At 73.4% G+C, this 22523-nt stretch carries 17 protein-coding genes; 12 read left to right on the top strand and 5 right to left on the bottom strand.

The window, feature by feature from the left end; genetic code table 11:
- Positions 1-383: 383 nt before the first annotated feature.
- Positions 384-1616, bottom strand: a complete 1233-nt coding sequence (locus J4557_RS01550) for a PucR family transcriptional regulator (protein WP_208264470.1) — start codon at positions 1614-1616, stop codon at positions 384-386.
- A 143-nt stretch (positions 1617-1759) separates the two neighbouring features.
- Between J4557_RS01550 and J4557_RS01545 the strand changes: the two genes are divergently transcribed.
- Together J4557_RS01545 and J4557_RS01540 are read left to right on the top strand one after the other, a co-directional pair.
- A complete protein-coding gene (locus J4557_RS01545) occupies positions 1760-3058 on the top strand; it encodes an alkyl sulfatase dimerization domain-containing protein (RefSeq protein WP_243775093.1) in 1299 nt (432 codons plus the stop codon).
- A gap of 207 nt (positions 3059-3265) precedes the next feature.
- On the top strand, positions 3266-4684 hold the full coding sequence (locus J4557_RS01540; RefSeq protein ID WP_208264469.1) for an amidase: 1419 nt from the start codon (positions 3266-3268) through the stop codon (positions 4682-4684).
- A gap of 82 nt (positions 4685-4766) precedes the next feature.
- Here J4557_RS01540 and J4557_RS50675 read toward each other — a convergent pair whose 3' ends face one another.
- A complete protein-coding gene (locus J4557_RS50675; RefSeq protein WP_208264468.1) occupies positions 4767-5237 on the bottom strand; it encodes an NUDIX hydrolase in 471 nt (156 codons plus the stop codon).
- A gap of 166 nt (positions 5238-5403) precedes the next feature.
- On the opposite strand from J4557_RS50675, the gene lon reads away from it, so the two are divergent.
- Positions 5404-7800, top strand: a complete 2397-nt coding sequence (gene lon / locus J4557_RS01530) for an endopeptidase La (protein ID WP_208264467.1) — start codon at positions 5404-5406, stop codon at positions 7798-7800.
- A 72-nt stretch (positions 7801-7872) separates the two neighbouring features.
- Here the strand turns inward: lon and J4557_RS01525 are convergent, their stop codons facing one another.
- A complete protein-coding gene (locus tag J4557_RS01525; protein WP_208264466.1) occupies positions 7873-9516 on the bottom strand; it encodes a GMC oxidoreductase in 1644 nt (547 codons plus the stop codon).
- A gap of 238 nt (positions 9517-9754) precedes the next feature.
- On the opposite strand from J4557_RS01525, the gene J4557_RS01520 reads away from it, so the two are divergent.
- The gene (locus tag J4557_RS01520) at positions 9755-10228 is read left to right on the top strand and encodes a VanZ family protein (RefSeq protein ID WP_243775092.1); all 474 of its coding nucleotides are present in this window, start codon (positions 9755-9757) and stop codon (positions 10226-10228) included.
- Between the two features lie 139 nt (positions 10229-10367).
- Here the strand turns inward: J4557_RS01520 and J4557_RS01510 are convergent, their stop codons facing one another.
- Positions 10368-11882, bottom strand: a complete 1515-nt coding sequence (locus J4557_RS01510) for a nitroreductase/quinone reductase family protein (protein ID WP_243775091.1) — start codon at positions 11880-11882, stop codon at positions 10368-10370.
- Positions 11883-12431: 549 nt separating this feature from the next.
- Here J4557_RS01510 and J4557_RS01505 point away from each other — a divergent pair.
- The 8 genes from J4557_RS01505 to J4557_RS01470 all read left to right on the top strand — a co-directional run bounded on the left by J4557_RS01505 (position 12432) and on the right by J4557_RS01470 (position 20787).
- Positions 12432-13298 carry a Gfo/Idh/MocA family protein gene (locus J4557_RS01505; RefSeq protein WP_307799274.1) on the top strand — a complete coding sequence of 289 codons (867 nt, stop codon included), beginning with the start codon at positions 12432-12434 and terminating at the stop codon, positions 13296-13298.
- The gene (locus J4557_RS01500) at positions 13295-14146 is read left to right on the top strand and encodes a TIM barrel protein (RefSeq protein WP_208264463.1); all 852 of its coding nucleotides are present in this window, start codon (positions 13295-13297) and stop codon (positions 14144-14146) included. Before J4557_RS01505 ends, J4557_RS01500 begins: the two co-directional genes overlap by 4 nt.
- The gene (gene iolC, locus J4557_RS01495; protein WP_208264462.1) at positions 14143-15090 is read left to right on the top strand and encodes a 5-dehydro-2-deoxygluconokinase; all 948 of its coding nucleotides are present in this window, start codon (positions 14143-14145) and stop codon (positions 15088-15090) included. Before J4557_RS01500 ends, iolC begins: the two co-directional genes overlap by 4 nt.
- Entirely contained in the window at positions 15087-15947 is an 861-nt protein-coding gene (gene iolB / locus J4557_RS01490) for a 5-deoxy-glucuronate isomerase (RefSeq protein ID WP_208264461.1), read from the top strand. Before iolC ends, iolB begins: the two co-directional genes overlap by 4 nt.
- Complete coding sequence (iolD, locus tag J4557_RS01485) at positions 15944-17794, top strand: 3D-(3,5/4)-trihydroxycyclohexane-1,2-dione acylhydrolase (decyclizing) (RefSeq protein WP_208264460.1); 1851 nt, start codon at positions 15944-15946, stop codon at positions 17792-17794. Before iolB ends, iolD begins: the two co-directional genes overlap by 4 nt.
- Positions 17795-17855: 61 nt before the next feature.
- Positions 17856-18875, top strand: a complete 1020-nt coding sequence (locus J4557_RS01480) for a sugar ABC transporter substrate-binding protein (protein WP_307799272.1) — start codon at positions 17856-17858, stop codon at positions 18873-18875.
- The gene (locus J4557_RS01475) at positions 18872-19924 is read left to right on the top strand and encodes an ABC transporter permease (protein WP_208264458.1); all 1053 of its coding nucleotides are present in this window, start codon (positions 18872-18874) and stop codon (positions 19922-19924) included. The genes J4557_RS01480 and J4557_RS01475 overlap by 4 nt, the downstream gene beginning before the upstream one ends.
- On the top strand, positions 19921-20787 hold the full coding sequence (locus J4557_RS01470) for an ATP-binding cassette domain-containing protein (RefSeq protein WP_208264457.1): 867 nt from the start codon (positions 19921-19923) through the stop codon (positions 20785-20787). Before J4557_RS01475 ends, J4557_RS01470 begins: the two co-directional genes overlap by 4 nt.
- Before the next feature lie 45 nt (positions 20788-20832).
- On the opposite strand, the gene J4557_RS50670 is transcribed toward J4557_RS01470, so the two are convergent.
- Positions 20833-22521, bottom strand: coding sequence for a serine/threonine-protein kinase (locus tag J4557_RS50670; RefSeq protein ID WP_279575928.1), 1689 nt, complete (start codon positions 22519-22521; stop codon positions 20833-20835).
- Positions 22522-22523 lie beyond the last annotated feature (2 nt).

Genomic DNA, 22523 nt, shown 5'->3' with positions numbered 1-22523 from the left:
TCGCGACGGGAGGCCCGGTCCGGTCCGGGGCGGCCGAGGACCCGAGGTGTGTCGCCGTGACCGGCCGGCAGGGCGCGCGTCGGGGGACGCCGCGTGCCCTGCCGGCCGGTGACGGGAACGCCCTCGGCCGCTCCGGCCGGGCCGTGCGGCGAACGGTCCGCGGGACCGGCGGGGCGGTGCTCACGCTGTGTGCCCTTCATCGCCCGCCTCCCCGGTCCGACCTGGGACTTTGCCGTCCCAGGAGCCTGTCGTTCACCCTGTGTCACGAACACGTTGCGGTAAGTACCCGCACGTCATGAGGGCGTAAACCGGGGGTGCCCAAAGAATCGTGATCGCGAAGCGGACTTTGCCAGCGCATTGCCCGGTGACAGCCGGATGATCCGTTACGCCCGGCGGCTCCGGTCGCGGAGAGTGAGCGCCGCGGCGCACAGCAGGACGCCGCGCGTGGTGCGGGGGTCGGCTCCGGTGAGGCGGGCGATGCGGGCGAGCCGGTTGTCGACCGTGTTGGGGTGCACGGCGAGCGCGGCGGCCGTCCTCCGGCGATCCATGTCCGCGTCGAGGAAGGCGCGGAGCGTGTCCAGCAGTTCGGGGCGCGCGCCGAGCGGGTCCAGGGCGGCGGCGACGGCGGGGCCGCTGTCGCCGGAACCGGTCAGGTGGTAGTCGAGCAGCACGTCGTCCAGCTCGTACACGCCCGCCGGGCGCCCGGCGGCCTGCGCGATGCCGGCGATCCGGCCCGCCCGCCGCGACGCGTCCGGGACGTCCGCCGTGCCCTCGGAGCGGGCCGCGCCGGCGATCAACGCCCCGGCCGCGGTGCCCGCCCCGGTGAGCAGCCGTTCCAGTTCGGGAAGGCGGTCCGCCGCGGCCGACGGCAGCAGGACGTGCACCCCGCGCTCGTCCCGCAGCGTCAGCGGCGTCCCCTCGCCGAACCCTTCGAGGCCCGCGCGGATCCGCCGCAGCACGCGGCGCTCGGCGATGCCCGCCCCGGCCGCGGCGCCCGCGCCCGCGAAGCGCAGGTGGAGCACCAGGTAGGCGTCCGCGAGCGGGATCCCGGACCGGTCCGCCGCCGCGCGCGCCGGCTCCCCGGCGAGGAGCGCCCGCGCCACCTCCCGGACGGCCTCGCGGCGCTCGTCCAGGATCGCCGCCCGCTCGGCCTGGTACGCCTCCGTCACCGCGACGACGACCCGGTTGGTGCCGCGCAGTTGCAGCCGCGCCAGCATCGGCAGCGCGGCCAGCTCGTCCGGGCGGGTCTCGGCGACCAGCGCGTCCCAGACGACCTCGGCGCCGATGTAGTACGAGGCCAGCAGGTTCGCCAGCGGCATGCCCTCCTCGGCGCGCTGCGCGGCGCGCTCGCGGAACGGCCGCAGGTCGTCCTCGTCCACCGGGGCGCCCTCGGCCATCCGCAGGAACCGCCTGATCGCGTACCGCGCGGTCGCCGCGATCTCCACGTCCCGCATGTCCGCCGGCAGGTCCGCGTACTCGGGGATCGCGGCGAAGCGCCGCTGCGTCAGCTCCCGCGCGAGCCGGTTGACCTGGCCCTCGCAGCGCGCCGCCAGGGCCGCCGCGACCCGCTGCACCCGGTCCTTCTCGATGACGGCCTCCCTGGTCGATTGTGACATGTCACAACTGAACCGGACGAACGCGGGAGAAGTGCCGGTTGTCGCGGCGCACCGCCTCGCAGGAGGGTGATCCGTACCACCCCCGCCGCCCGATCGGAGCACCGCCGCATGGCCGGACCGCTCGCCTGCTGAAGGGAAGCACCATGGACATCAAGGACTACGCGGATATCAAGGACTACGCGGACAAGGTCTGGCGCGGCGCCGCCGACGACAGCATCGTCCACACCGGCATGGGCGGCTCCGGCGTCATCGAGATCGCCGACGGCCTCGGCTGGCAGCCCGGCTTCGGCAACGTCATCGCCTTCCGCGGCCGGGACGAGCTGGTGCTGTTCGACACCGGCAACCAGCTGACGGCCGCGAGCCTGCACGACCGCATCCGCGCCTGGACCTCCGACCCGCTGACCCTCGCGTTCTACTCGCACGGCCACATCGACCACGTCATGGGGATGGGCCCGTTCGACGCCGAGGAAGGACCGCGCCCCCAGGTCGTCGCGCACGAACTCGTCCGCGACCGCTTCGACCGCTACGCCCTCACCGCCGGCTACAACTCCGTGATCAACCAGCGCCAGTTCCAGTCGCCCGGGCTGCGCTGGCCCACCGAGTACCGGCAGCCCGACGTCACCTACCGCGAGGCGCTGACCGTGACCCGCGCGGGCCTCACCTTCGACCTCTTCCACGCCAAGGGCGAGACCGACGACGCCACCGTCGCCTACGTCCCCGAGTACGGGCTCCTGCTGCCCGGCGACCTGTTCATCTGGCTCACCCCCAACTGCGGCAACCCGCAGAAGGTGCAGCGCTACCCGCGCGAATGGGCGCACGCCCTGCGCCGCATGGCCGCCCTCGGCGCCGAGATCATGATGCCGTCGCACGGCGCCCCCGTCTTCGGCGCGGACCGCATCGCGCAGGCCCTCACCGAGACCGCCGAATGGCTCGAGAGCATCATCGACCAGACCCTCGCGATGCTGAACGAGGGCCGCCGCCTCGACGACGTCGTCCACGCCGTCACCCCGCCCGCGCACCTGTCCGACCGCGTCTACCTGCGGGCCAGGTACGACGAGCCCGAGTTCATCGTCCGGAACCTGTGGCGCCTGTACGGCGGCTGGTACGACGGCAACCCCGCCCACCTCAAGCCCGCCCGCGACGCCGACCTCGCCCGGGCCGTCACGGCCCTCGCCGGCGGCGCCGCCAAGGTCGCCGACGCCGCCCGCCGCGCCGCGGACGGCGGCGACCTGCGCCTCGCCGCCCACCTCGCCGAGATGGCCGTCCAGGCCGACCCCGGCGACGCGTCCCTGCACGAGGTGCGCGCCGAGGTCTACGCCGCCCGCGCCGAGGCGGAGCCGTCCCTCATGGCCACCGGCGTCTTCACGTGGGCCGCCAACGAGTCCCGCAGCGCCACCGGCGGGACCGGCGCCCCGAGTACCCTCCCCGACCTCATGGGCTAGCCGGCCCGGGACAAACCACTCGTACCCGGCCGAGCCCCCGTGGCACGATGGGCCGTGATGAGCCGAGCGTAGGAGCACCTCGATCACCGAGGGGATGGTCCCCGGGCCCGCCGGGTCCGGTACCGCGACCATCGCCCCGGTCCGCGCTGTCACGAAACCGATGGTGATCGAGGTACGGGCGTCCAGGACGCCGGACAAGGGCTCTTCATGGAACTTCACGAGTACGCGCGGTACGACGCCGTCGCGATCAGCGATCTGATCAGGGCGGGGCACATCACCGCCGCCGAGGTCGAGGACGCCGCCCGGCAGGCCCTCGCCGCGGTGAACGGGACGGTGAACGGGCTGGCGCTGCCGGTCTTCTCGCCCGCGCTCGGCCGCGCCGCCGGCGGGGCGCTGGCGGGCGCCCCCTTCCTGATCAAAGACCACGGCCCGGTGGCGGCGGGCGTGCCGTTCTCCCTGGGCAGCCGCGCGCTGCCGGGCGTCGTCCCCGGGCACGACACCGACCTGATGGGCCGCTTCCGCGCCGCCGGGCTGGTCACCCTCGGCCTCACCACGGTGCCGGAGATGTGCCTGAGCTTCGCCACCGAGTCCGTCAGGTACGGCACGACCCGCAACCCGTGGGATCCGGGGCGGGGCGCGGGCGGGTCGAGCGGCGGCGCCGCCGCACTGGTCGCCGCCGGTGCGGTGCCGCTCGCCCACGGCAGCGACGGAGCCGGCTCCATCCGGGTCCCGGCGTCCTGCTGCGGGCTGGTCGGGCTCAAGCCGAGCCGGGGACGGGTGCCCTGCGGACCCGACGCGGGCGAGCCGATGCTCGGCATGGCGTACGAGTTCGCGCTCACCCGCACCGTCCGCGACGCCGCCCGCCTCCTGGACGCCGTCCAGGGCCCGGGGATCGGCGACAAGTACACCGCGCCGCCTCCGCGCCGCCCGTACGCCGCCGAGGCGGAGACGCCCCCCGGCCGGCTGCGGGCGGCGGTGCACACCGCGGCCTGGTCGGGCGCGGCGGTCGACGCGCAGGCCGCCGCGGCGGCGGTCCGGGTCGGGAGGGTGCTGGAGGAGGCGGGCCACGTCGTCGAGGAGGCGGGCCCGCTCGTCGACTGGGAGGCCGTCGTGCGGGCATGGACGGCCGAGGGCGTCGCGGTCGCCTCGACGCTGCTGCTGGCGCCCCGGCGACCGGACCCGGCCATGATGGAGGCGGTCTCGCGGCGCTTCCTGGAGGAGGCCGAGGCGTACACCGCGCTGGACATGCTGGCCGCGTTCGACGCCCAGAACCGGGTGACGCGGTCGGTGAGCGCGTTCTTCACCGACCACGACCTGCTCGTCACCCCGACGCTGGGGCGGTTGCCCGCGCCGCACGGCACCCTGGTCTACGACGACCCCGGGCACACCATGGCCGGCTGGCTGCGGACGCTGTCGGACTACGGCCCGTTCACCGTCCTGTTCAACATCACCGGCCAGCCCGCGGTCAGCCTTCCGCTCGGCACCGGCGACGGCGGCCTGCCGATCGGGGTGCAGATCGTCGCCCCCTACGGCCGCGAGGACCTGCTCTTCCAGGTGGCCGGCCACCTGGAGCGGGCGATGCCCTGGAAGGACCGGCGCCCGCCGGTCCACGCCGCGATCCTCTGACCGGGCGCGCTCCCGCCAGGGCACGATCGTGACCTCTCGCGCCGGGGACGCCGGAAGGGCGGCGTCCCCGTTCGCGGGCGGGCTAACCGCAGGCGAGGAGGGCGAGGGTCGTATCGAGGATCTGGGCGCCGGTGGGGGGTGCGGTGGCGGTGTCCCACCAGCGGATCGCGCTGATCTCGTCGTTGGGGACGAAGCCGGTGGGGCGGGCGGCGATCCGGCCGGTGAAGACGGCGGCGTACTCGTCGCGGGGCGGGTCGACGAGGTGGAAGCGGGCGTGGCCGGCGAGGTCGAGGGCGGGGAGGTGGAGACCGGTCTCTTCGTGGAGTTCGCGGACGGCCGCCTGCGAGGGGGTCTCGCCGGGGTCGATCCGGCCGCCCGGGAGTTCCCACTGGCGGCGGTGGCGGTCGAAGACCAGGAGGACGGACGTCCTGTGGCGGACGGCGACCAGGGCGGCGGGCATCGCGGCGTCGGTCGGTGCGTTGGACGTGGATACGGCAGGCAGGAACGCGGTCAGGACGTTGCCCTTCCCGTCCGTCGCCAAGGCCCGGTTCATGGGCCCAGGGTAGGCGGGGCTCGTGATCGCTGAGAGCGAACGTTGCTGAGGAAATTATTAGCTGCTCCGTTTTCTTGAGTGTGTATGACTCAACTTGGTGTTGGGTTCCCGGGCGACCGGGACGGTCCCTCCCGAGGGGGCCGCGACGAAGGACTTGGAGCTGAGCATGAGCGAGACCCTGACGCTGCCGGTGCTGCCCCTGGACGACGGGGCCGTTCTGCCGGGCATGGTGGTGCCCCTCGACCTGTCCGAGAGCGGGGAGGTGCGGGCGGCCGTCGAGGCGGCCAAGGCGGTGGCGCAGCCCAAGGGCCCCGGCATCCGGTCGGCGGGCAAGCCGCGGGTGCTGCTGGTCCCGCGGGTGAACGGGCAGTACGCCGGCGTCGGCACGCTCGGCGTCATCGAGCAGGAGGGGCGGCTGCCGGGCGGCGAGCCCGGCGTGGTCGTCCGGGGCGTGCAGCGGGTCCGGATCGGGACCGGGACGACCGGCCCCGGCGCGGCGCTGTGGGTCGAGGGCACGGCGATCGAGACCCCGCCGGCGAGCGGGCGCGCGCAGGAGCTGGCCAAGGAGTACAAGGGCCTGGTCAGCGCGATCCTGCAGAAGCGCGGCGCGTGGCAGGTCGTGGACGTGGTGCAGCAGATCGACGACCCCTCGACGCTGGCCGACAACGCCGGGTACGCGCCGTACCTGACGACCGAGCAGAAGGTCGAGGTGCTGGAGACGGTCGACGTCGTCGAGCGGCTCGAGCTGGTCATCGGCTGGACGCGCGACCACCTCGCCGAGCTGGACGTCGCGGAGACGATCCGCAAGGACGTCCAGGAGGGGATGGAGAAGACGCAGCGGGAGTTCCTGCTGCGGCAGCAGCAGGAGGCCATCCGCAAGGAGCTGGCCGAGCTGAACGGCGACCCCGCCGACGAGGAGGACGACTACCGCGCCCGGATCGAGGCCGCGAACCTCCCCGAGAAGGTCCGCGAGGCGGCGCTGAAGGAGGTCGACAAGCTGGAGCGGTCGTCCGACGCCTCGCCGGAGGGCGGCTGGATCCGCACGTGGCTGGACACCGTCCTCGACATCCCGTGGAACGAGCGGACCGAGGACGCCTACGACATCGCGGGCGCGCGGGCGATCCTGGACGCCGACCACGCCGGCCTCGACGACGTGAAGGAGCGGATCATCGAGTACCTGGCGGTGCGCAAGCGCCGCGAGGACCGCGGCCTCGGCGTCGTCGGCGGGCGCCGGAGCGGCGCCGTCCTGGCGCTGACCGGTCCTCCCGGGGTCGGCAAGACCTCGCTGGGCGAGTCGGTCGCGCGGGCCATGGGGCGCAGCTTCGTGCGCGTCGCGCTCGGCGGCGTGCGCGACGAGGCGGAGATCCGCGGCCACCGGCGCACCTACGTGGGGGCGCTGCCGGGACGCATCGTCCGGGCGATCCGCGAGGCGGGCTCGATGAACCCGGTCGTGCTGCTGGACGAGGTCGACAAGGTCGGCGCCGACTACCGGGGCGACCCGACGGCGGCGCTGCTGGAGGTCCTCGACCCTGAGCAGAACCACACGTTCCGCGACCACTACCTGGAGGTCGAGCTCGACCTGAGCGACGTGCTGTTCCTCGCGACCGCGAACGTGGTGGAGGCGATCCCCGGGCCGCTGCTCGACCGGATGGAGCTCGTCCAGCTGGACGGCTACACCGAGCACGAGAAGGTCACGATCGCCCGCGACCACCTGCTGCCGCGCCAGCTCGACAAGGCCGGGCTGGAGCCGTCGGAGGTGACGTTCGGCGACGACGCGCTGCGGCTGCTGGCCGCCGAGTACACCCGCGAGGCGGGCGTCCGGTCGCTGGACCGGTCGATCGCGCGGGTGCTGCGGAAGGTCGCCGCGAACGTCGCGCTGGAGAAGGCCGAGCTGCCGGTCGCGATCGGCGCGGACGACCTGAAGGACTACCTGGGCCGTCCCCGGTTCACCCCGGAGGTCGAGCTCAGCAGGTCGGAGCGGCGGACGGGCGTGCCCGGCGTCGCGACGGGCCTGGCGGTCACCGGCGCGGGCGGCGACGTCCTCTACATCGAGGCGTCGCTGGCCGACAAGGAGACCGGCGACACCGGCGTGACGCTGACCGGGCAGCTCGGCGACGTCATGAAGGAGTCGGCCCGGATCGCGCTCAGCTACCTGCGCTCGCGCGGCGCGGAGCTGGAGCTGCCGGTCGGCGACCTGAAGGACCGCGGCGTGCACGTCCACGTGCCCGCCGGCGCCATCCCGAAGGACGGCCCGAGCGCGGGCATCACCATGACGACGGCGCTGGCGTCCCTGCTGTCGGGGCGGCCGGTCCGGTCGGACGTGGCGATGACCGGTGAGGTGTCGCTGACCGGGCGGGTGCTGCCGATCGGCGGCCTGAAGCAGAAGCTGCTGGCCGCGTCCCGGCTCGGCATCACCACCGCGATCGTGCCGAAGCGCAACGAGCCGGACCTCGAGGACGTCCCGGCCGAGGTGCTGGACAACATGACGGTCCACGCCGTCAGCGACGTCCGCGAGGTGCTGGAGCTGGCCCTGGAGCCGGCCACCACGCCCGTGGCGGTCTGACCGACGAACGCGGAACGCCCGCACCGGATCCACCGGTGCGGGCGTTCCGCGTTCTCAGGTTCTCTGCGGGGTTCAGGCGAGGTCGGTCTTGATGATCTTCTCCATGTTCCGCTCGGCCAGCGCGGTGATGGTGACGAACGGGTTGACGCCGGTGCTGCCGGGGACGAGCGAGCCGTCGACCACGTAGAGGCCGGGGTGGCCGGGCAGCCGCCCGTAGGCGTCGGTGGCCTTGCCGAGGACGCAGCCGCCGAGCGGGTGGTAGACGAAGTCGTCGCCCCAGACCTTGTTGACGCCGAACATGTCCGACCGGTAGACGGTGACCGCCTTGCTGTTGATCTTGTCGAAGACGCGCTTGGCGGCGTCGATGGACGGCTGCGTCCAGGACGACTGCCACGACAGGTCGACCTTGCCGGTGCCGGAGTCGAAGGTGAACCTCGCCCGGTTCGGGTTCTTCGTGATCGCCAGGTACAGGCTGACCCACAGCTCCGTGCCGGCCGGGAACGGGGCGATCTCGGCGAAGACCGGGCCGTTCGGGTCGCTCCAGTTGTCGATGCCCATCGCCGGGATCGTGGACTGGTCGGCGCCGGTGGTGTCCCAGATGTGGTTGGCGCGGGCGACCATCACGTTCCCGTTGTTGCCCCAGCCGTCGCCCACCGCGTCGGGCAGGTCCGGCAGGCGCCCCTGCGCCTTCATGGCGACCAGCAGCTTCGGCGTGCCGACGCTGCCCGCGGCGAAGAACACCCGGTCGGCGGTGACGGTCTTGCGCGCGACGGTGTTGCCGGCCGTGTCGATCTGCGTCATCTCCACCGTGTAGCCGCCGCCCTGGGCGGGCGCCACACCGGTGACGGTGTGCAGCGGGCTGATGGTGAGCCGCCCGGTCGCGGCCGCCGCGGCCAGGTAGGTCTTGTCCAGCGAGCGCTTCCCGTAGTTGTTGCCGTAGATGACCTCCTGCGCGAGCGCCGACTTGGGCTTGGTGCCGGCGTCCTCCTGCTTCATGTAGCCGAAGTCGTAGACGTTGGGGACGAACGTGGTCCCGAACCCGGCCGCCTGGGCGCTGTCCCGTCCGACGCGCGCGAATTTGTACCACTTCGTGGACTCGAACCAGGACGTGTCGATGGCGTTGACGCCGAGCGCGGCGTTCGCGCGCGGGAAGTACGTGCCGTACATCTCGTTCGCGTCGACCGACGGCAGGATCTCCTCGAAGTACGCGCGCTTGGGCGTGACGGCCATGCCGCCGTTCACCAGCGAGCCGCCGCCGACGCCGCGGCCCTGGTAGACGCGCGTGTGGGCGAACGCCTCGGAGTCCAGGACGCCCGCGTACCGGTCGATGTTCTTGTTGGCGTCGACGCCGAGGAAGTACCCGACGGGCTGGTCGGTCCGGGTGCGGAACCAGTAGGACCGCCCGTCCGGGCTGAGCAGCGAGCTGAAGACCTTCCCGTCCGAGCCGGGCGTCGTCCAGCTCTGCCCCATCTCGACGATGTGGGTCTGGACGCCCGCCTGGGTCAGCCGCAGCGCGGCGACGGCGCCGCCGTAGCCGCTGCCGATGACCAGCGCGGGGACCCGGTCGCCGTCCGCGATCGCCTTGTCCGGCGCGGCCGCGGCGGCGGTCCGCCAGGAGGGCAGGAGCAGCGCTCCGGCCGCGACCCCGGCCCCGGTGAGGAACCTGCGGCGGGTGATCCCCGAATCCACGGCATGCTGCCGCCCATGACCGGCCATGACGCAACCTCTCTCACTGATGACATTCCGTGAGGGGGCCTCGCGCCGGCCACCCGCGATCAGATGTGACTCCGATCACGGCGAATCATGCGCTTGCTTGGTCAGTCCTGTCAACGCCCTGGTCCCGGCAGGATTCGGACATGCCGGAAACCGTCGCCCGGTCCCGGGAACGGTGCCCGTAATCCGCGGCGCGCATAGCCCGCGGCGGAACGGGGACCAGCGCGGGATGTTGGTGGAAATGTGGCAGCCGGCGGAGCGCGGCGAAAAGGTGTCCTGGTATGTGCTCGTCCTCCGCGCGTTCGTGGTGATGATCGCGCTCGCCATTCTCGGCGTCTTCTTCTATTTCGCCTTCCGGCTCACGCTGACACCCGTCCACGACAATGGCCAGGCGGGCGGGAACCTCCACCCCGGGCGTTCGCTCCGCTTCTATATGGACCGCCCGACGAAGGAGGCCTTCCTGCAGATCGGCGGGAACCTCGCGCTGCTCGCCCCCCTCGGCGTCCTGCTGCCGATCGTGTGGACGTCCCTGCGCGGTCCCCTCCGGCTCGCCCTCCTGACCGGCGTGCTCTCGCTGATCATCGAGACCGTCCAGGGCGCGGTCGTGATGGGCCGCGCCTTCGACATCGACGACGTCATCCTCAACGTCACCGGTGTGGTGATCGCCTACTTTCTGCTGGGCCGCCGCCTGTCGAGGACCCTCCGCGGCTCCTGAGAAAGGGCGCGGCTTCGACCTGGAGCATGTTCCGGCTCACAGCGTCGGAGGATGAGGCCGCCACGACCCGCCGATTCCGGATTCGGCGCGCGCGGCGGCGCCGGCACCGTTCTCCATGGTGTTAGGGAGCTCGACGCGGTCAGCGCGGAGCGAGCCGGAAGACCCGCAACTGGCGCTCGGCGCGTTCCACGTAGCGGTCGTAGACGGGCCAGACGGCGGTGAGGCGCGGCCAGGCCTCGGCGCGTTCGGCGTCGTCCAGGAGGTGGGCGGTGACCGGGGTGGTCGCCCCGCGGAAGCTCACCTCGGCCTCGGGGTTCTTGATGAGGTTGCCGGTCCAGGCCGGGTGCTTCTCGCGGCCGAAGTTCGAGCCGACGACGAGCCAGCCGTCGCCGTCCGGCAGGCACGCCAGGGGCGTCTGCCGGCGCAGGCCGCTGACGGCGCCGGTGGTGGTGAGGACGAGGCTCGGGACGAGGAGCTGGCCGAGCATGGCCCGGCCGCCGGTGACCTTGTGCAGGGCCCGGTCGACATGCGGCACGATCTTCGGGCCGACCTTGGCGAACCACGCGGCGCCGGAGATGCGCTGGAACAGCGGGCCCAGGGTCCGCTGGATCAGGGTGGGCTCGGCCATCGTGCGCTCCTCGGTGACGAGCCGGCCGGCCCGGCGGGGGTTGAGGTGTCCGCTCTCGGCCAGCCAGCGCAGGGCGTCCGCCACGGTCTCCTCGACGGGGCGCAGGGTGAGGTCCAGCGCGTCCAGGATCGGGCGGTCGTCGGTCGGGACGAGCGTGACCATGAACTCGGCGGCGTCGCGGGTCAGCGGGTAGTCGAACGGGCGGACGCGCTTGGCGGCGTCGAGGGCGGAGCCGAGCGCGAGCATCGTGCCGCTCGGCACCCGCACGCGGCGGCACTTCACACCGGTCAGCGCGTCGCAGAGGTCCGCGTACCGCAGCCAGGTGAGGTAGTGGCCGCCGAGCACCCACCGGCTCGGTTCCCGCCCGGACCCGACGGCGCGGGCCAGGGCGGTGGCGAGGTCGCGGACGTCGATGACCGACACGCCGCCGCCGGGCAGCGGCCACAGCTTGCCGAGCGCGGCGGCGAGGCCCTCGTTCAGCGCGTCGAGGTGGGGCTGGTCGGGCCCGCAGACGCCGCCGGGGTAGACGATCGTGACCGGGGCGCCGTCGTCCTGGAGGCCGCGGACGTACGTCTCGGCGGCCAGCTTGGACCGGCCGTAGCCGGTCCGGGGGCTCGCGAGCGGCGCGTCGGCGGTGATCACCGGGCCGGACGGGGGAACGAAGATCCCGATCGTGGACACGTGCACGACGGAGGCCAGGCCGCGGGCGACCGCGCCGCCGACCACGTTGCGGGTGCCGGTGACGTTGACCTCGACCAGGTCGCGGTGGGGGCCGGTGACGCCGATCGCGGCGGCGGCGTGGATCGCGGCGTCGCAGCCGTCCAGCGCGTCGGCCACGGCGGCGGCGTCGAGCATGTCGCCCGGCATCAGCTCGACCTCCTCCGCAGGGACGCCGATGGCCTGGAGCACCTTGGCGGTCTTGCCGGGGTCGCGGACGAGGGCGCGCGGACGGTGGCCCGCGGCGAGCAGGGCGCGGACGGTGTGGGAGCCGACGAACCCGGAGGCGCCGGTGACGAGGACCCGCATGGCATCAAACTAGCGCTTGGTGAGCACCGTGCGACAGCCAGGGCGCGGTGCCGCCGCCAGCCTAGTCGGCCGGGTTTCGGACACCTCATTTACCGGCGGCGCGCACGCCCGGCCGTTGACGCCCCTGGAACGCTCCAGCACACTCGGGACTCACCTGACCGCCGACCGGGGAGGGGTTCCATGAGGATCGGACTGGCCGGCGCGGGGCGCATCGGTGCGCGCCACGCCGCGGCCCTGTGTGAACTGCCCGAGGTGGAGGCGCTGGTCGTCGCCGACGCGGACGCCGCGCGCGCTCGGGCCCTGGCGGCTCGCCTGACCGGCGCCTGGAGCGGAGCTCCAGCGGAGCGTAAGGCGCCGGACAGGCCGCCTTTGCCGGGGGGTGTGGGGGGTCGTCCCCCCACAGAGATGCTGACCGGCGCCTGGAGCGGAGCGCCGGCGGAGCGTAAGGCGCCGGACGGGCCGCCTTTGCCGGGGGGTGTGGGGGGTCGTCCCTCCGCAGAGATGCTGACCGGCTCCGGCGGAGCGCCGGGCTCCTCGCGTGGGGGCGCCGTGGACGTCCGGGCCGCCGGTGAGGTGGCGGACCTGTTCTCCGCCGGGCTGGACGGCCTCGTGGTGGCCGCGGCGACGGACGCGCACGCCGACCTGGTGGAGCGGGCGCTCGAGGCCGGCTTGCCCGTCTTCTGTGAGAAGCCCCTCGCGTCCGATATTGATGGAACGTTCCAAATCGTGGCGTCCGCGAAGAGGGCCGGAGTCCCGGTGCAGGTCGGGTTCCAGCGCCGCTTCGACGCCGGGAACGCCGCGGCCCGCGAGGCCCTCGCGTCCGGGCGGCTCGGCTGGCTGCACACCGTCCGGTCGTGCAGCTTCGACCCCGCGCCGCCGCCCCCCGAGTACGTCCCGACGTCCGGCGGCCTCTTCCGCGACTGCGTCATCCACGACCTCGACCTGATCCGGTTCGTCACCGGCCGCGACGTCGTCCGGGTGATGGCGTCCGGCGCCAACCGCGGCGAGGACTTCTTCCGCGAGAACGGCGACGTCGACACCGGGGCGGCGCTGCTCGTCCTGGACGACGGGACCCTCGCGCAGGTGTCGGCCACCCGCTACAACGCCGCCGGGTACGACGCTCGCCTCGAGCTTTTCGGCTCCAAGGACAGCATCGTCGCCGGACTGGACGAGCGGACGCCCGCCACCGCGGTGCCCGAGCGCGGCGAGGGCCCCCGGGACCCCTACGCCGGGTTCCTCGAACGGTTCTCCGACGCCTACGACGCCGAGCTGCGCGCCTTCGTCGACGTCGTCGCCGGGCGGCGCCCCAACCCCTGCACGCCGGAGGACGCCCTGGAGGCGTTCTATCTCGCCGAGGCGTGCGAGCTGTCCATGCGCGAGGGCCGCATCGTCGGCGCCGAGGAGGTGCGGCGATGAGGATCGCCGGCGCCCCGATCTCGTGGGGCGTGTGCGAGGTGCCCGGCTGGGGACACCAGATGGCGCCCGCACGGGTGCTGGCGGAGATGCGCGACCTCGGGCTCGCCGCGACCGAGCTCGGCCCGGACGGGTTCCTGCCGGCGGCGCGGGACGAGCGGGAGGCGCTGCTGTCGTCCTACGGGCTGGGGCTCGTCGGAGCGTTCGTCCCGGTCGTCCTGCACGACCTGGACCACGACCCGATGCCGGAGATCGAGCGGGCGCTGGACGCGATGAGCGGCGTCCTCGTGCTGGCCGCCGCGACCGGGCTCGCCGGCTACGACGGGCGGCCCGCCCTGGACACCCGGGCCTGGGCGACGCTGCTGTCCAACCTCGACGCGATCACGGCGCGGGCGGCCCGGCGCGGCCGGCTCGCGGCGCTGCACCCGCACGTCGGGACGGTCGTGGAGACCCGCGCGGACGTCGAGCGGGTGCTGTCGGGGTCCGCGGTCCCGCTGTGCCTGGACACCGGGCACCTGCTCGTGGGCGGCACCGACCCGGCGTGGCTGACGCGGTTCGCCGCCGCGCGGATCGCGCACGTCCATCTCAAGGACGTCGACGCCGCGCTCGCCGAGCGGGTGCTCGGCGGCGAGGTGGCCTACTCCGACGCGGTGCGCGACGGCCTCTACCGGCCGCTCGGCGAGGGGGACGTCGACATCTCCGGCATCATCGCGACCCTGGAGGGCGCCGGATACGGAGGCTGGTACGTGATGGAGCAGGACGCCGTCCTGACGACGGAGCCGGCGGCGGGCGCCGGCCCCTGCGACGACGTCCGGCGCAGCCTCGACTACCTCGCGAAGGCGGCCTCATGACCGAGCCCCACGACCTGGTCACGATGGGGCGGGTGAGCGTCGACATCTACCCGGACCAGGTGGGCAGGCCGCTGGAGGACGTCGAGTCGTTCGGGAAGTACCTCGGCGGCAGCCCGACGAACGTCGCGGTCGCCGCCGCGCGGTACGGGCGCCGCGCCGCGGTCGTCACCCGGACGGGGGCCGATCCGTTCGGCCGGTACGTCCACAAGGCGCTCAAGGAGTACGGGGTGGACGACCGGTTCGTCACGTCCGTCCCCGGCCTGCCGACGCCGCTCGCGTTCTGCGAGATCTTCCCGCCCGACGACTTCCCGCTGTACTTCTACCGCTATCCGAAGGCCCCCGACCTGGAGATACACCCGCATGAGCTGGACCTGGACGCGATCGGGCGGGCTCGCATCGTGTGGGCGACGGTGACCGGGCTGTCGCAGCAGCCCAGCCGGGAGGCGACGCTGCTCGCGCTCGGCGCGCACACCGGCCACGCCGTCATCGACCTCGACTACCGGCCGATGCTGTGGGACGACCCGGGGGAGGCGCCGCACTGGGCGGGCCGGGCCCTGGAACGCGCGACGGTGGCGGTCGGCAACCTCGAGGAGTGCGAGGTGGCGGTGGGGGAGCGGGAGCCGGAGGCGGCCGCCCGCGCGATCCTCGACCGCGGTCCCGATCTCGCCATCGTGAAGATGGGGCCGGACGGCGTGCTCGCCGCGACGCGCGAGGAGACGGTGCGGGCGCCGGCCGTCAAGGTGGACGTGGCGAACGGGCTCGGAGCGGGCGACGCGTTCGGCGGCGCGGTATGCCACGGCCTGCTCGCCGGCTGGGACCTGGAGCGGGTCATCGCGTTCGCGGGCGCGGCCGGGGCGATCGTCGCCTCCCGCATCGCCTGCTCCGCCGCGATGCCGACCGAGGCCGAGGTGGACGCGCTGCTGGCGGAGAGGAGGACCGGATGAGGCACCACTTGCCGGCGGGCTCCGCGGCGGAGGGGCCGTACGGGGTGGTCGTGACGCCGGAGTCGGCGGGCTGGGCGCACACGGCGCTGCGCGTCCTCGACCTGCCTGACCCGGGCGGCCACACCTTCGGCACCGGCGACTTCGAGATGATCGTGCTGCCGCTGGCCGGGTCGTGCGCGGTCGAGTGCGACGGCGAGCGGTTCGAGCTGGAGGGCCGCGCCGACGTCTTCAGCCGGGTCAGCGACTTCGCGTACGTGCCGCGCGACGCGCGGGTGACGGTGCGGGGGCGGGGCCGGTTCGCGCTGGCCGCGGCCCGCTGCCAGGCGCGCCTGGAACCCCGCTACGGCCCGGCCGAGGACGTCCCCGTCGAGCTGCGCGGCGCGGGCCCGGCGAGCCGCCAGGTCAACAACTTCGGCACGCCCGAGGGGTTCCCGTTCGCGGAGAGGCTGATCGCGTGCGAGGTGCTCACCCCGGGCGGCTGCTGGTCGTCGTTCCCGCCGCACAAGCACGACGAGGAGGGGCCGGACGAGGCGGTCCTGGAGGAGATCTACTACTTCGAGGTGTCCGGCGACGGCGGCATGGCCTACCAGCGCGTCTACGGCACGCCGGAGCGGCCGATCGACGTGCTGGCGGAGGTGCGCGGCGGGGACGTCGTGCTGATCCCGCACGGCTGGCACGGCCCGTCGATGGCGGCGCCGGGCCACGACCTGTACTACCTGAACGTGATGGCCGGGCCGTCGCCGGAGCGCGCGTGGCGGATCTGCGACGATCCCGCGCACGCGTGGGTCCGCGGCACCTGGTCCGGGCAGGCCGTCGATCCGCGGCTGCCGCTCACCTCGGCGAAGGGACGGTCATGAGGCTCACGGTCGGGCAGGCGCTGGTGCGCTTCCTGGCGGCGCAGTGGTCGGAGCGCGACGGGCGGGAGCAGCGGTTCTTCCCGGGGTGCTTCGGGATCTTCGGGCACGGGAACGTGGCGGGGATCGGGCAGGCGCTGCTGGAGTACGGCGAGGAGATGCCGTACTACATGGCCCGCAACGAGCAGGCGATGGTGCACACCGCGTCGGGCTTCGCGCGGATGAACGACCGGTTGTCGGCGCTGGCGTGCACGACCTCGATCGGGCCGGGCGCCACCAACATGGTCACGGGTGCGGCGCTGGCGACGATCAACCGGCTGCCGGTGCTGCTGCTGCCGGGGGACGTCTTCGCGACCCGTCCGGCCAACCCCGTCCTTCAGGAGTTGGAGGACGGGCGGTCCCATGACGTGTCGGTCAACGACTGCTTCAAGCCGGTGTCGAAGTACTGGGACCGCATCAACCGCCCCGAGCAGCTCCCCAGCGCCCTGATGGCGGCGATGCGCGTCCTCACCGACCCTGCGGAAACCGGTGCCGTCACCTTGGCGCTGCCCCAGGACGTCCAAGCGGAGGCGTACGACTGGCCGGAGGAGCTGTTCACGCGGCGCGTCTGGCGCATCCCGCGCGCGCTTCCGGAACCGGCCGCGCTCGACGAGGCGTGTGCGCTCCTCCAAGCGGCGGAACGCCCGCTCATCGTGGCGGGCGGCGGCGTCATCTACTCCGGCGCCACCGACGACCTGCGCGCGTTCGCCGAACGCACCGGGATTCCCGTCGCGGAGACGCAGGCGGGCAAGGGCGCCCTGCCCTGGAACCACGCAAGCTCCGTGGGCGCCATAGGCGCGACCGGCACGACCGCCGCGAACGCCTTGGCGCGCGAAGCCGACGTCGTCATCGGCATCGGGACCCGCTACAGCGACTTCACCACCGCGTCGCACAGCCTCTTCCAGAACCCCGGCGTCCGGTTCGTCAACGTCAACGTCGCGCGGTTCGACGCCGCCAAGCTCGCGGGCACCATGGTCGTGGCGGACGCCCGCGAAGGAATCCGGGGCCTGAACGCCGCCCTCGACGGCTACGCCGTACCGGACGCCTACAAGCACGAGACCACGGCGCTCATGGCCCGCTGGAACGCCGCTGTGGACGAGGCGTACGCCCCGCAGGACCGCCCCCTTCCCGCCCAGTCGGAGGTCATCGGCGCCGTCAACGAGGTGAGCGGCCCCCGCGACGTGGTCGTCTGCGCGGCCGGGTCGATGCCGGGCGACCTGCACAAGCTCTGGCGGGCGAGCGACCCCAAGGGCTACCACGTCGAGTACGGCTACTCCTGCATGGGCTACGAGATCGCCGGCGGCCTCGGCGTGAAGATGGCCGACCCGTCCCGCGAGGTGTTCGTCATGGTCGGCGACGGCTCGTACCTGATGATGGCGCAGGAACTCGCCACCGCCGTCGCCGAGGACGTGAAGCTGGTCGTGGTGCTCGTCCAGAACCACGGGTTCGCCTCGATCGGGAACCTGTCGGAGTCGGTCGGCGCGCAGCGGTTCGGCACCCGCTACCGCGCCCGCACCGGCACCGGGCTCGACGGCGAGCGGCTCCCCGTCGACCTCGCCGCCAACGCCGCCAGCCTCGGCGCCGACGTCCTGCGCGCGTCCGGCGCCGCGGACCTGCGCGACGCGCTGCGCCGGGCCCGCGAGAGCGACCGGACGACCGTGGTGCACATCGAGACCGACCCGCTCTCGGACGCCCCCGGCAGCGAGGCGTGGTGGGACGTCCCGGTCGCCGAGGTCTCCGCGCTCGACTCCACCCGCGAGGCGCGCGCCCGCTATGAGAAGGAGGTCTGGTCGCGCCGCCGCCATCTGTGATCAACTCTCTGTCCCGGCTCACTTTCTCGGGGGAGAATCGGAGAGCGTCCGTATGAAAGGCGTGTTCGCGCGAACGTCGTTCAAAGGCCGTGCACCCGGCAGGGGCCGCGCGCCCGTCACCCGCCTGGCGGCGCTGACCCTGGCGGGGGCGCTGGCGCTCGGCGCGTGCAGCAGCTCCGGCGGCAAGAAGAGCGAGGAGAAGGCGACCGGCGGGAGCGGCCCCCGGCTGAAGATCGCGATGGTCACCCACTCGGCGCCCGGCGACACCTTCTGGGACATCGTCCAGAAGGGGGCCAAGGCGGCCGCCGCCAAGGACAACGTCCAGTTCCTCTACTCGGCCGACCCGGACGGGGGCAAGCAGGCGCAGCTCGTCCAGACCGCGATCGACCAGAAGGTCGACGGCATCATCGTCACCCTGGCCAAGCCCGACGCGATGAAGGACGTCCTGGCCCGCGCCACGGCCGCGAAGATCCCCGTCGTGTCGATCAACTCCGGCGCGGAGGACTCGGCGAAGCTCGGCGCGCTCGCGCACTTCGGGCAGGACGAGTCGATCGCGGGCGAGGCGGCCGGCGAGCAGCTGGCGAAGATCGGCGTGAAGAAGGCGCTGTGCGTGGTGCACGAGCAGGGCAACGTCGGCCTGGAGAGCCGCTGCGCCGGCGCGAAGAAGACCTTCTCCGGGCAGCTGCAGAACCTGTACGTGCAGGGCAGCGACATGCCGCAGGTCAAGTCGTCGATCACCGCCAAGCTCCAGTCGGACAAGGGCATCGACGGGATCCTGACGCTCGGCGCGCCGTTCGCCGCGACCGCCGTCGACTCGGTCAAGGAGACCGGCGGCAAGGCCAAGGTCGCCACGTTCGACCTGAACAAGGACCTGATCGCCTCGATCAAGTCCGGTGACATCCAGTTCGCCGTCGACCAGCAGCCCTACCTGCAGGGCTACGAGGCCGTGGACGAGCTGTGGCTCTACAGGACCAACGGCAACGTGCTCGGCGGCGGCCGTCCGGTGCTGACCGGGCCCGCGATCGTCACCAAGGACAACGCCGCCTCGCTGGAGGGCTTCGCCGTCCGGGGGACGCGGTGACGCAGGCGGTCGCCGAGCCGCCCGCGGCCGTGCCGGACGAACGGCTGGCGCGGCAGTCGCCCCTGCGGCGGCTGCTGCGCCGGCCCGAGTTCGGCGCGCTGCTCGGCGCGGTCGCGGTGTTCGTGTTCTTCTCGCTGGTCGCCGACGCGTTCCTGCAGGCCGACTCGTTCTCGACGGTGCTGTACGCGAGCTCGACGTTCGGGATCATGGCGGTCGGGGTGTCGCTGCTGATGATCGGCGGCGAGTTCGACCTGTCCGCCGGGGTCCTGGTGACGACGGCGGCGCTGGTCGCGACGCTGGTCAGCTACCAGCTCACCCTGAACCTGTGGGTCGGCGTCGCGATCTCGCTCGCCGTGACGCTGGCGATCGGCGCGCTGAACGGCCTGCTCTACATCAGGACGGGCCTGCCGAGCTTCATCGTCACCCTCGCGACCTTCTTCATGCTCGCCGGGGCGAACCTCGGCGTGACGAAGGCGGTCACGGGGAACGTCGCGTCCGACTCCGTCCGGGACATGGACGGCTTCGAGAGCGCGCGGAAGGTGTTCGCGTCCGACGTCGACATCGCCGGCGTCAACGTCAAGATCACGGTGTTCTGGTGGCTGCTGTTCGTCGCGGTCGCGACCTGGATCCTGCTGCGCACCCGCGCCGGCAACTGGATCTTCGCGGTGGGCGGCGCGGCCGGCAGCGCCCGCGCGGTCGGCGTCCCCGTCGCCCGCACGAAGATCGGCCTGTTCATGGGCGTGGCGTTCTGCGGCTGGTTCTCCGGGATGCACCTGGTGTTCGCGTTCGCGACCGTCCAGTCCGGCGAGGGCGTCGGCAACGAGTTCAACTACATCATCTGCGCGGTCATCGGCGGCTGCCTGCTGACCGGCGGCTACGGGTCGGCGATCGGCGCGGCGATCGGCGCGTTCATCTTCGGCATGGTGAACAAGGGCATCGTGTACGCCGAGTGGAACCCGGACTGGTTCCGGTTCTTCCTCGGCGCGATGCTGCTCATCGCCACCGTGGTCAACCTGATCGTGCGGCGCAGAGTGGAGCGGTCGACATGACGGCGGAGGCGCGGGAGGCGGGCGCGGCGGCGCCGCCGCTGGTCAGGCTGGCCGGCGTCGGCAAGAACTACGGCAACGTCATCGCGCTGCGGGACGTGGACCTGGAGGCTTCCGCCGGCGAGGTGACCTGCGTGCTCGGCGACAACGGCGCCGGCAAGTCCACCCTCATCAAGATCGTCGCCGGGCTGCACCGGCACGACCTCGGCACCTACGAGGTGCAGGGCGAACCGGTGGCGTTCTCCTCGCCGCGCGACGCGCTCGACCGCGGCATCGCGACCGTCTACCAGGACCTCGCGGTCGTCCCGCTGATGCCGGTCTGGCGGAACTTCTTCCTCGGCTCGGAGAAGCGCAAGGGGTTCGGCCGCATGGACATCGCGTTCATGCGCCGCACCGCCAAGGCCGAGCTGGCGGCGATGGGCATCGACCTGCGCGACGTCGACCAGCCCATCGGCACCCTGTCCGGCGGCGAGCGGCAGTGCGTGGCGATCGCCCGCGCCGTCTACTTCGGCGCGAAGGCCCTGGTGCTGGACGAGCCGACGGCCGCGCTCGGCGTGAAGCAGGCGGGGACCGTCCTGCGGTACATCGTGCAGGCGCGGGAGCGGGGCCTCGCGGTCATCTTCATCACCCACAACCCGCACCACGCCTACCCGGTCGGCGACCGCTTCCTGATCCTCAACCGGGGCCGCCCGATCGGCTACCGCACCAAGGACGGGATCACCCGCGAGGAGCTGACCGCGCTCATGGCGGGCGGCGCGGAACTGGAGGAGCTCGCGCACGAGCTGGACGCCGCCGTGTCCGGATCGGGCAGGCGCGCCGCGAGGGAACTGGCGGAGGGCGCCGACGACCTCCGCAGGACCGACTGATCCCGGCGCACGGCGGGCCGTCGAACGGACGGCCCGCCGTGCGCGTCAGGTCCAGGTGGCGCCGGCGAGGACGCGGTCGAGGCCGGGGATGCTCCACTGGTCGACGATCAGGATCTTCGACTGCGGCAGGTACCACAGCCGCTCCGTGTAGGAGACGGACGTGCGGCGCGTGGGACCGAACCCGTCCGGGTCGCGGCTGGTCTTGTCCCGCGTGTAGCAGGGGACGCGCCATTCGCGGTACTCCGCCTTGCGGTCGCCGACGGGCGCGAGCCGGTCGGCGGTCTTCACGGCGCCGTCCGCCACGCCGACGGCGCGCAGTTCGTCGTGGTCGGGGCAGTTCATCCCCTCGTCCTGCGTGAACATCGAGGCGTAGGTGTCGCTCCTGCGGTAGGAGCCGGCGATGTACCCCGAGGGATCGGTGAGCAGGCTCGGGCCGAACAGGTGGAAGCCCGGGCACCAGGTCTGGCTGGCGGCGAGCGACGCTTCGAGCGAATGGCTCTTCCCGCACTTCGTCCAGGCGCTCACGAAGTAGCTGTCGGGCTTGCCCCCAAGGTGCGCCTCGGACGGCATGTACGGGACCAGATGCGCCTTCCAGTAGGCGGGCGCGCGCACGGTCAGCGGTCCGATCCGCAGCAGCACACCGGACGGCGTGGGACTGGCCGCCGCGGCGGCGTGGTGGGACGCCGGGTCGGGCTGGGCGGCGCGGTAGGCGGCGGCTCCGCCGATCGTGGTGCCGGCGACGGCCGTGGCGGCGACGGCCACGGCCGCCTTGGTGCCGACGGCCGCGAGCACTCCGCCGGATCCCGCCGCGGCTCCCGCCGTCCCGGCTCCGGCCGCGGCGCCCGCGCCCGCGGCACCGGCCGGGACGAGGCCGGCGGCGGCCAGCGGGAACAGCGCGGCGAGCGCGACGGCTGCGCCCGCCAGGGCGCGGACGCCCCGCGACTCCCAGTCCGGCCCGTACGCGCCGCCCGCCACCTCGTCGAGCTGCCCGACGAACGCCGACGCGCTGACCGGGCGGTCCGCCGGGTCCTTGGCCATGCCGCGCGCGACGAGCGGGCGCAGCGGCTCCGGGACGTGCTCGGCCGGCACGGGGCCGCCGAGATGGCCCGCCATGATCGACGCGCGGTCCCCGCCGTACGGGCGGCGGCCGGTCAGGGCCTCGTAGAAGACGCACGTCGCCGCGTACACGTCGGTCGCGGGCGTGGCGGGCTCGCCGCGCCACTGCTCCGGCGCCATGTACAGCGGCGTCCCCGCGGCGGAGGCGCCGCCCGCCACGACGGCGATGCCGAAGTCGACGAGCCGGCTGCGGCCGTCCGCCGGGACGATCACGTTCGCGGGCTTGTAGTCGCGGTGGACGACCCCGGCGGCGTGCGCCGCGGCGAGCCCGAGGAGCGACCCCTTCAGCGCGCTGAGCGCCGCCTCCGGCTCCAGCGCCCCGTACCTGCGCAGGATCTCCCGGAACGGGACGCCGTCCACCGCCTCCATCACGATGGCGAGGTCGTCGCCGTTCTCGACGAGCCGGTAGAGCCGGGCCACATGGGGGTCGTCGACCCGGCCGAGCATCCGCGCCTCGTCGCGGAACCGGTCCCGCGCCTCCGGATCGGCGCCGGCCGCGAGGTACTTGATCGCGACCGGTGTGCCGCGGTCCGCGTGCCGCGCCAGCACGACCCGGCCCTGCGCGCCCCGTCCCAGCTCCCGCACCTCGTCGAACCCGGGCACCCGCCACTCCGCCATGG

Source organism: Actinomadura nitritigenes (assembly GCF_017573545.1).
GTDB lineage: Bacteria > Actinomycetota > Actinomycetes > Streptosporangiales > Streptosporangiaceae > Spirillospora > Spirillospora nitritigenes.
Note: the sequence above shows the minus strand (reverse complement) of the source record. Positions and strands in the feature narration are given on the sequence as shown.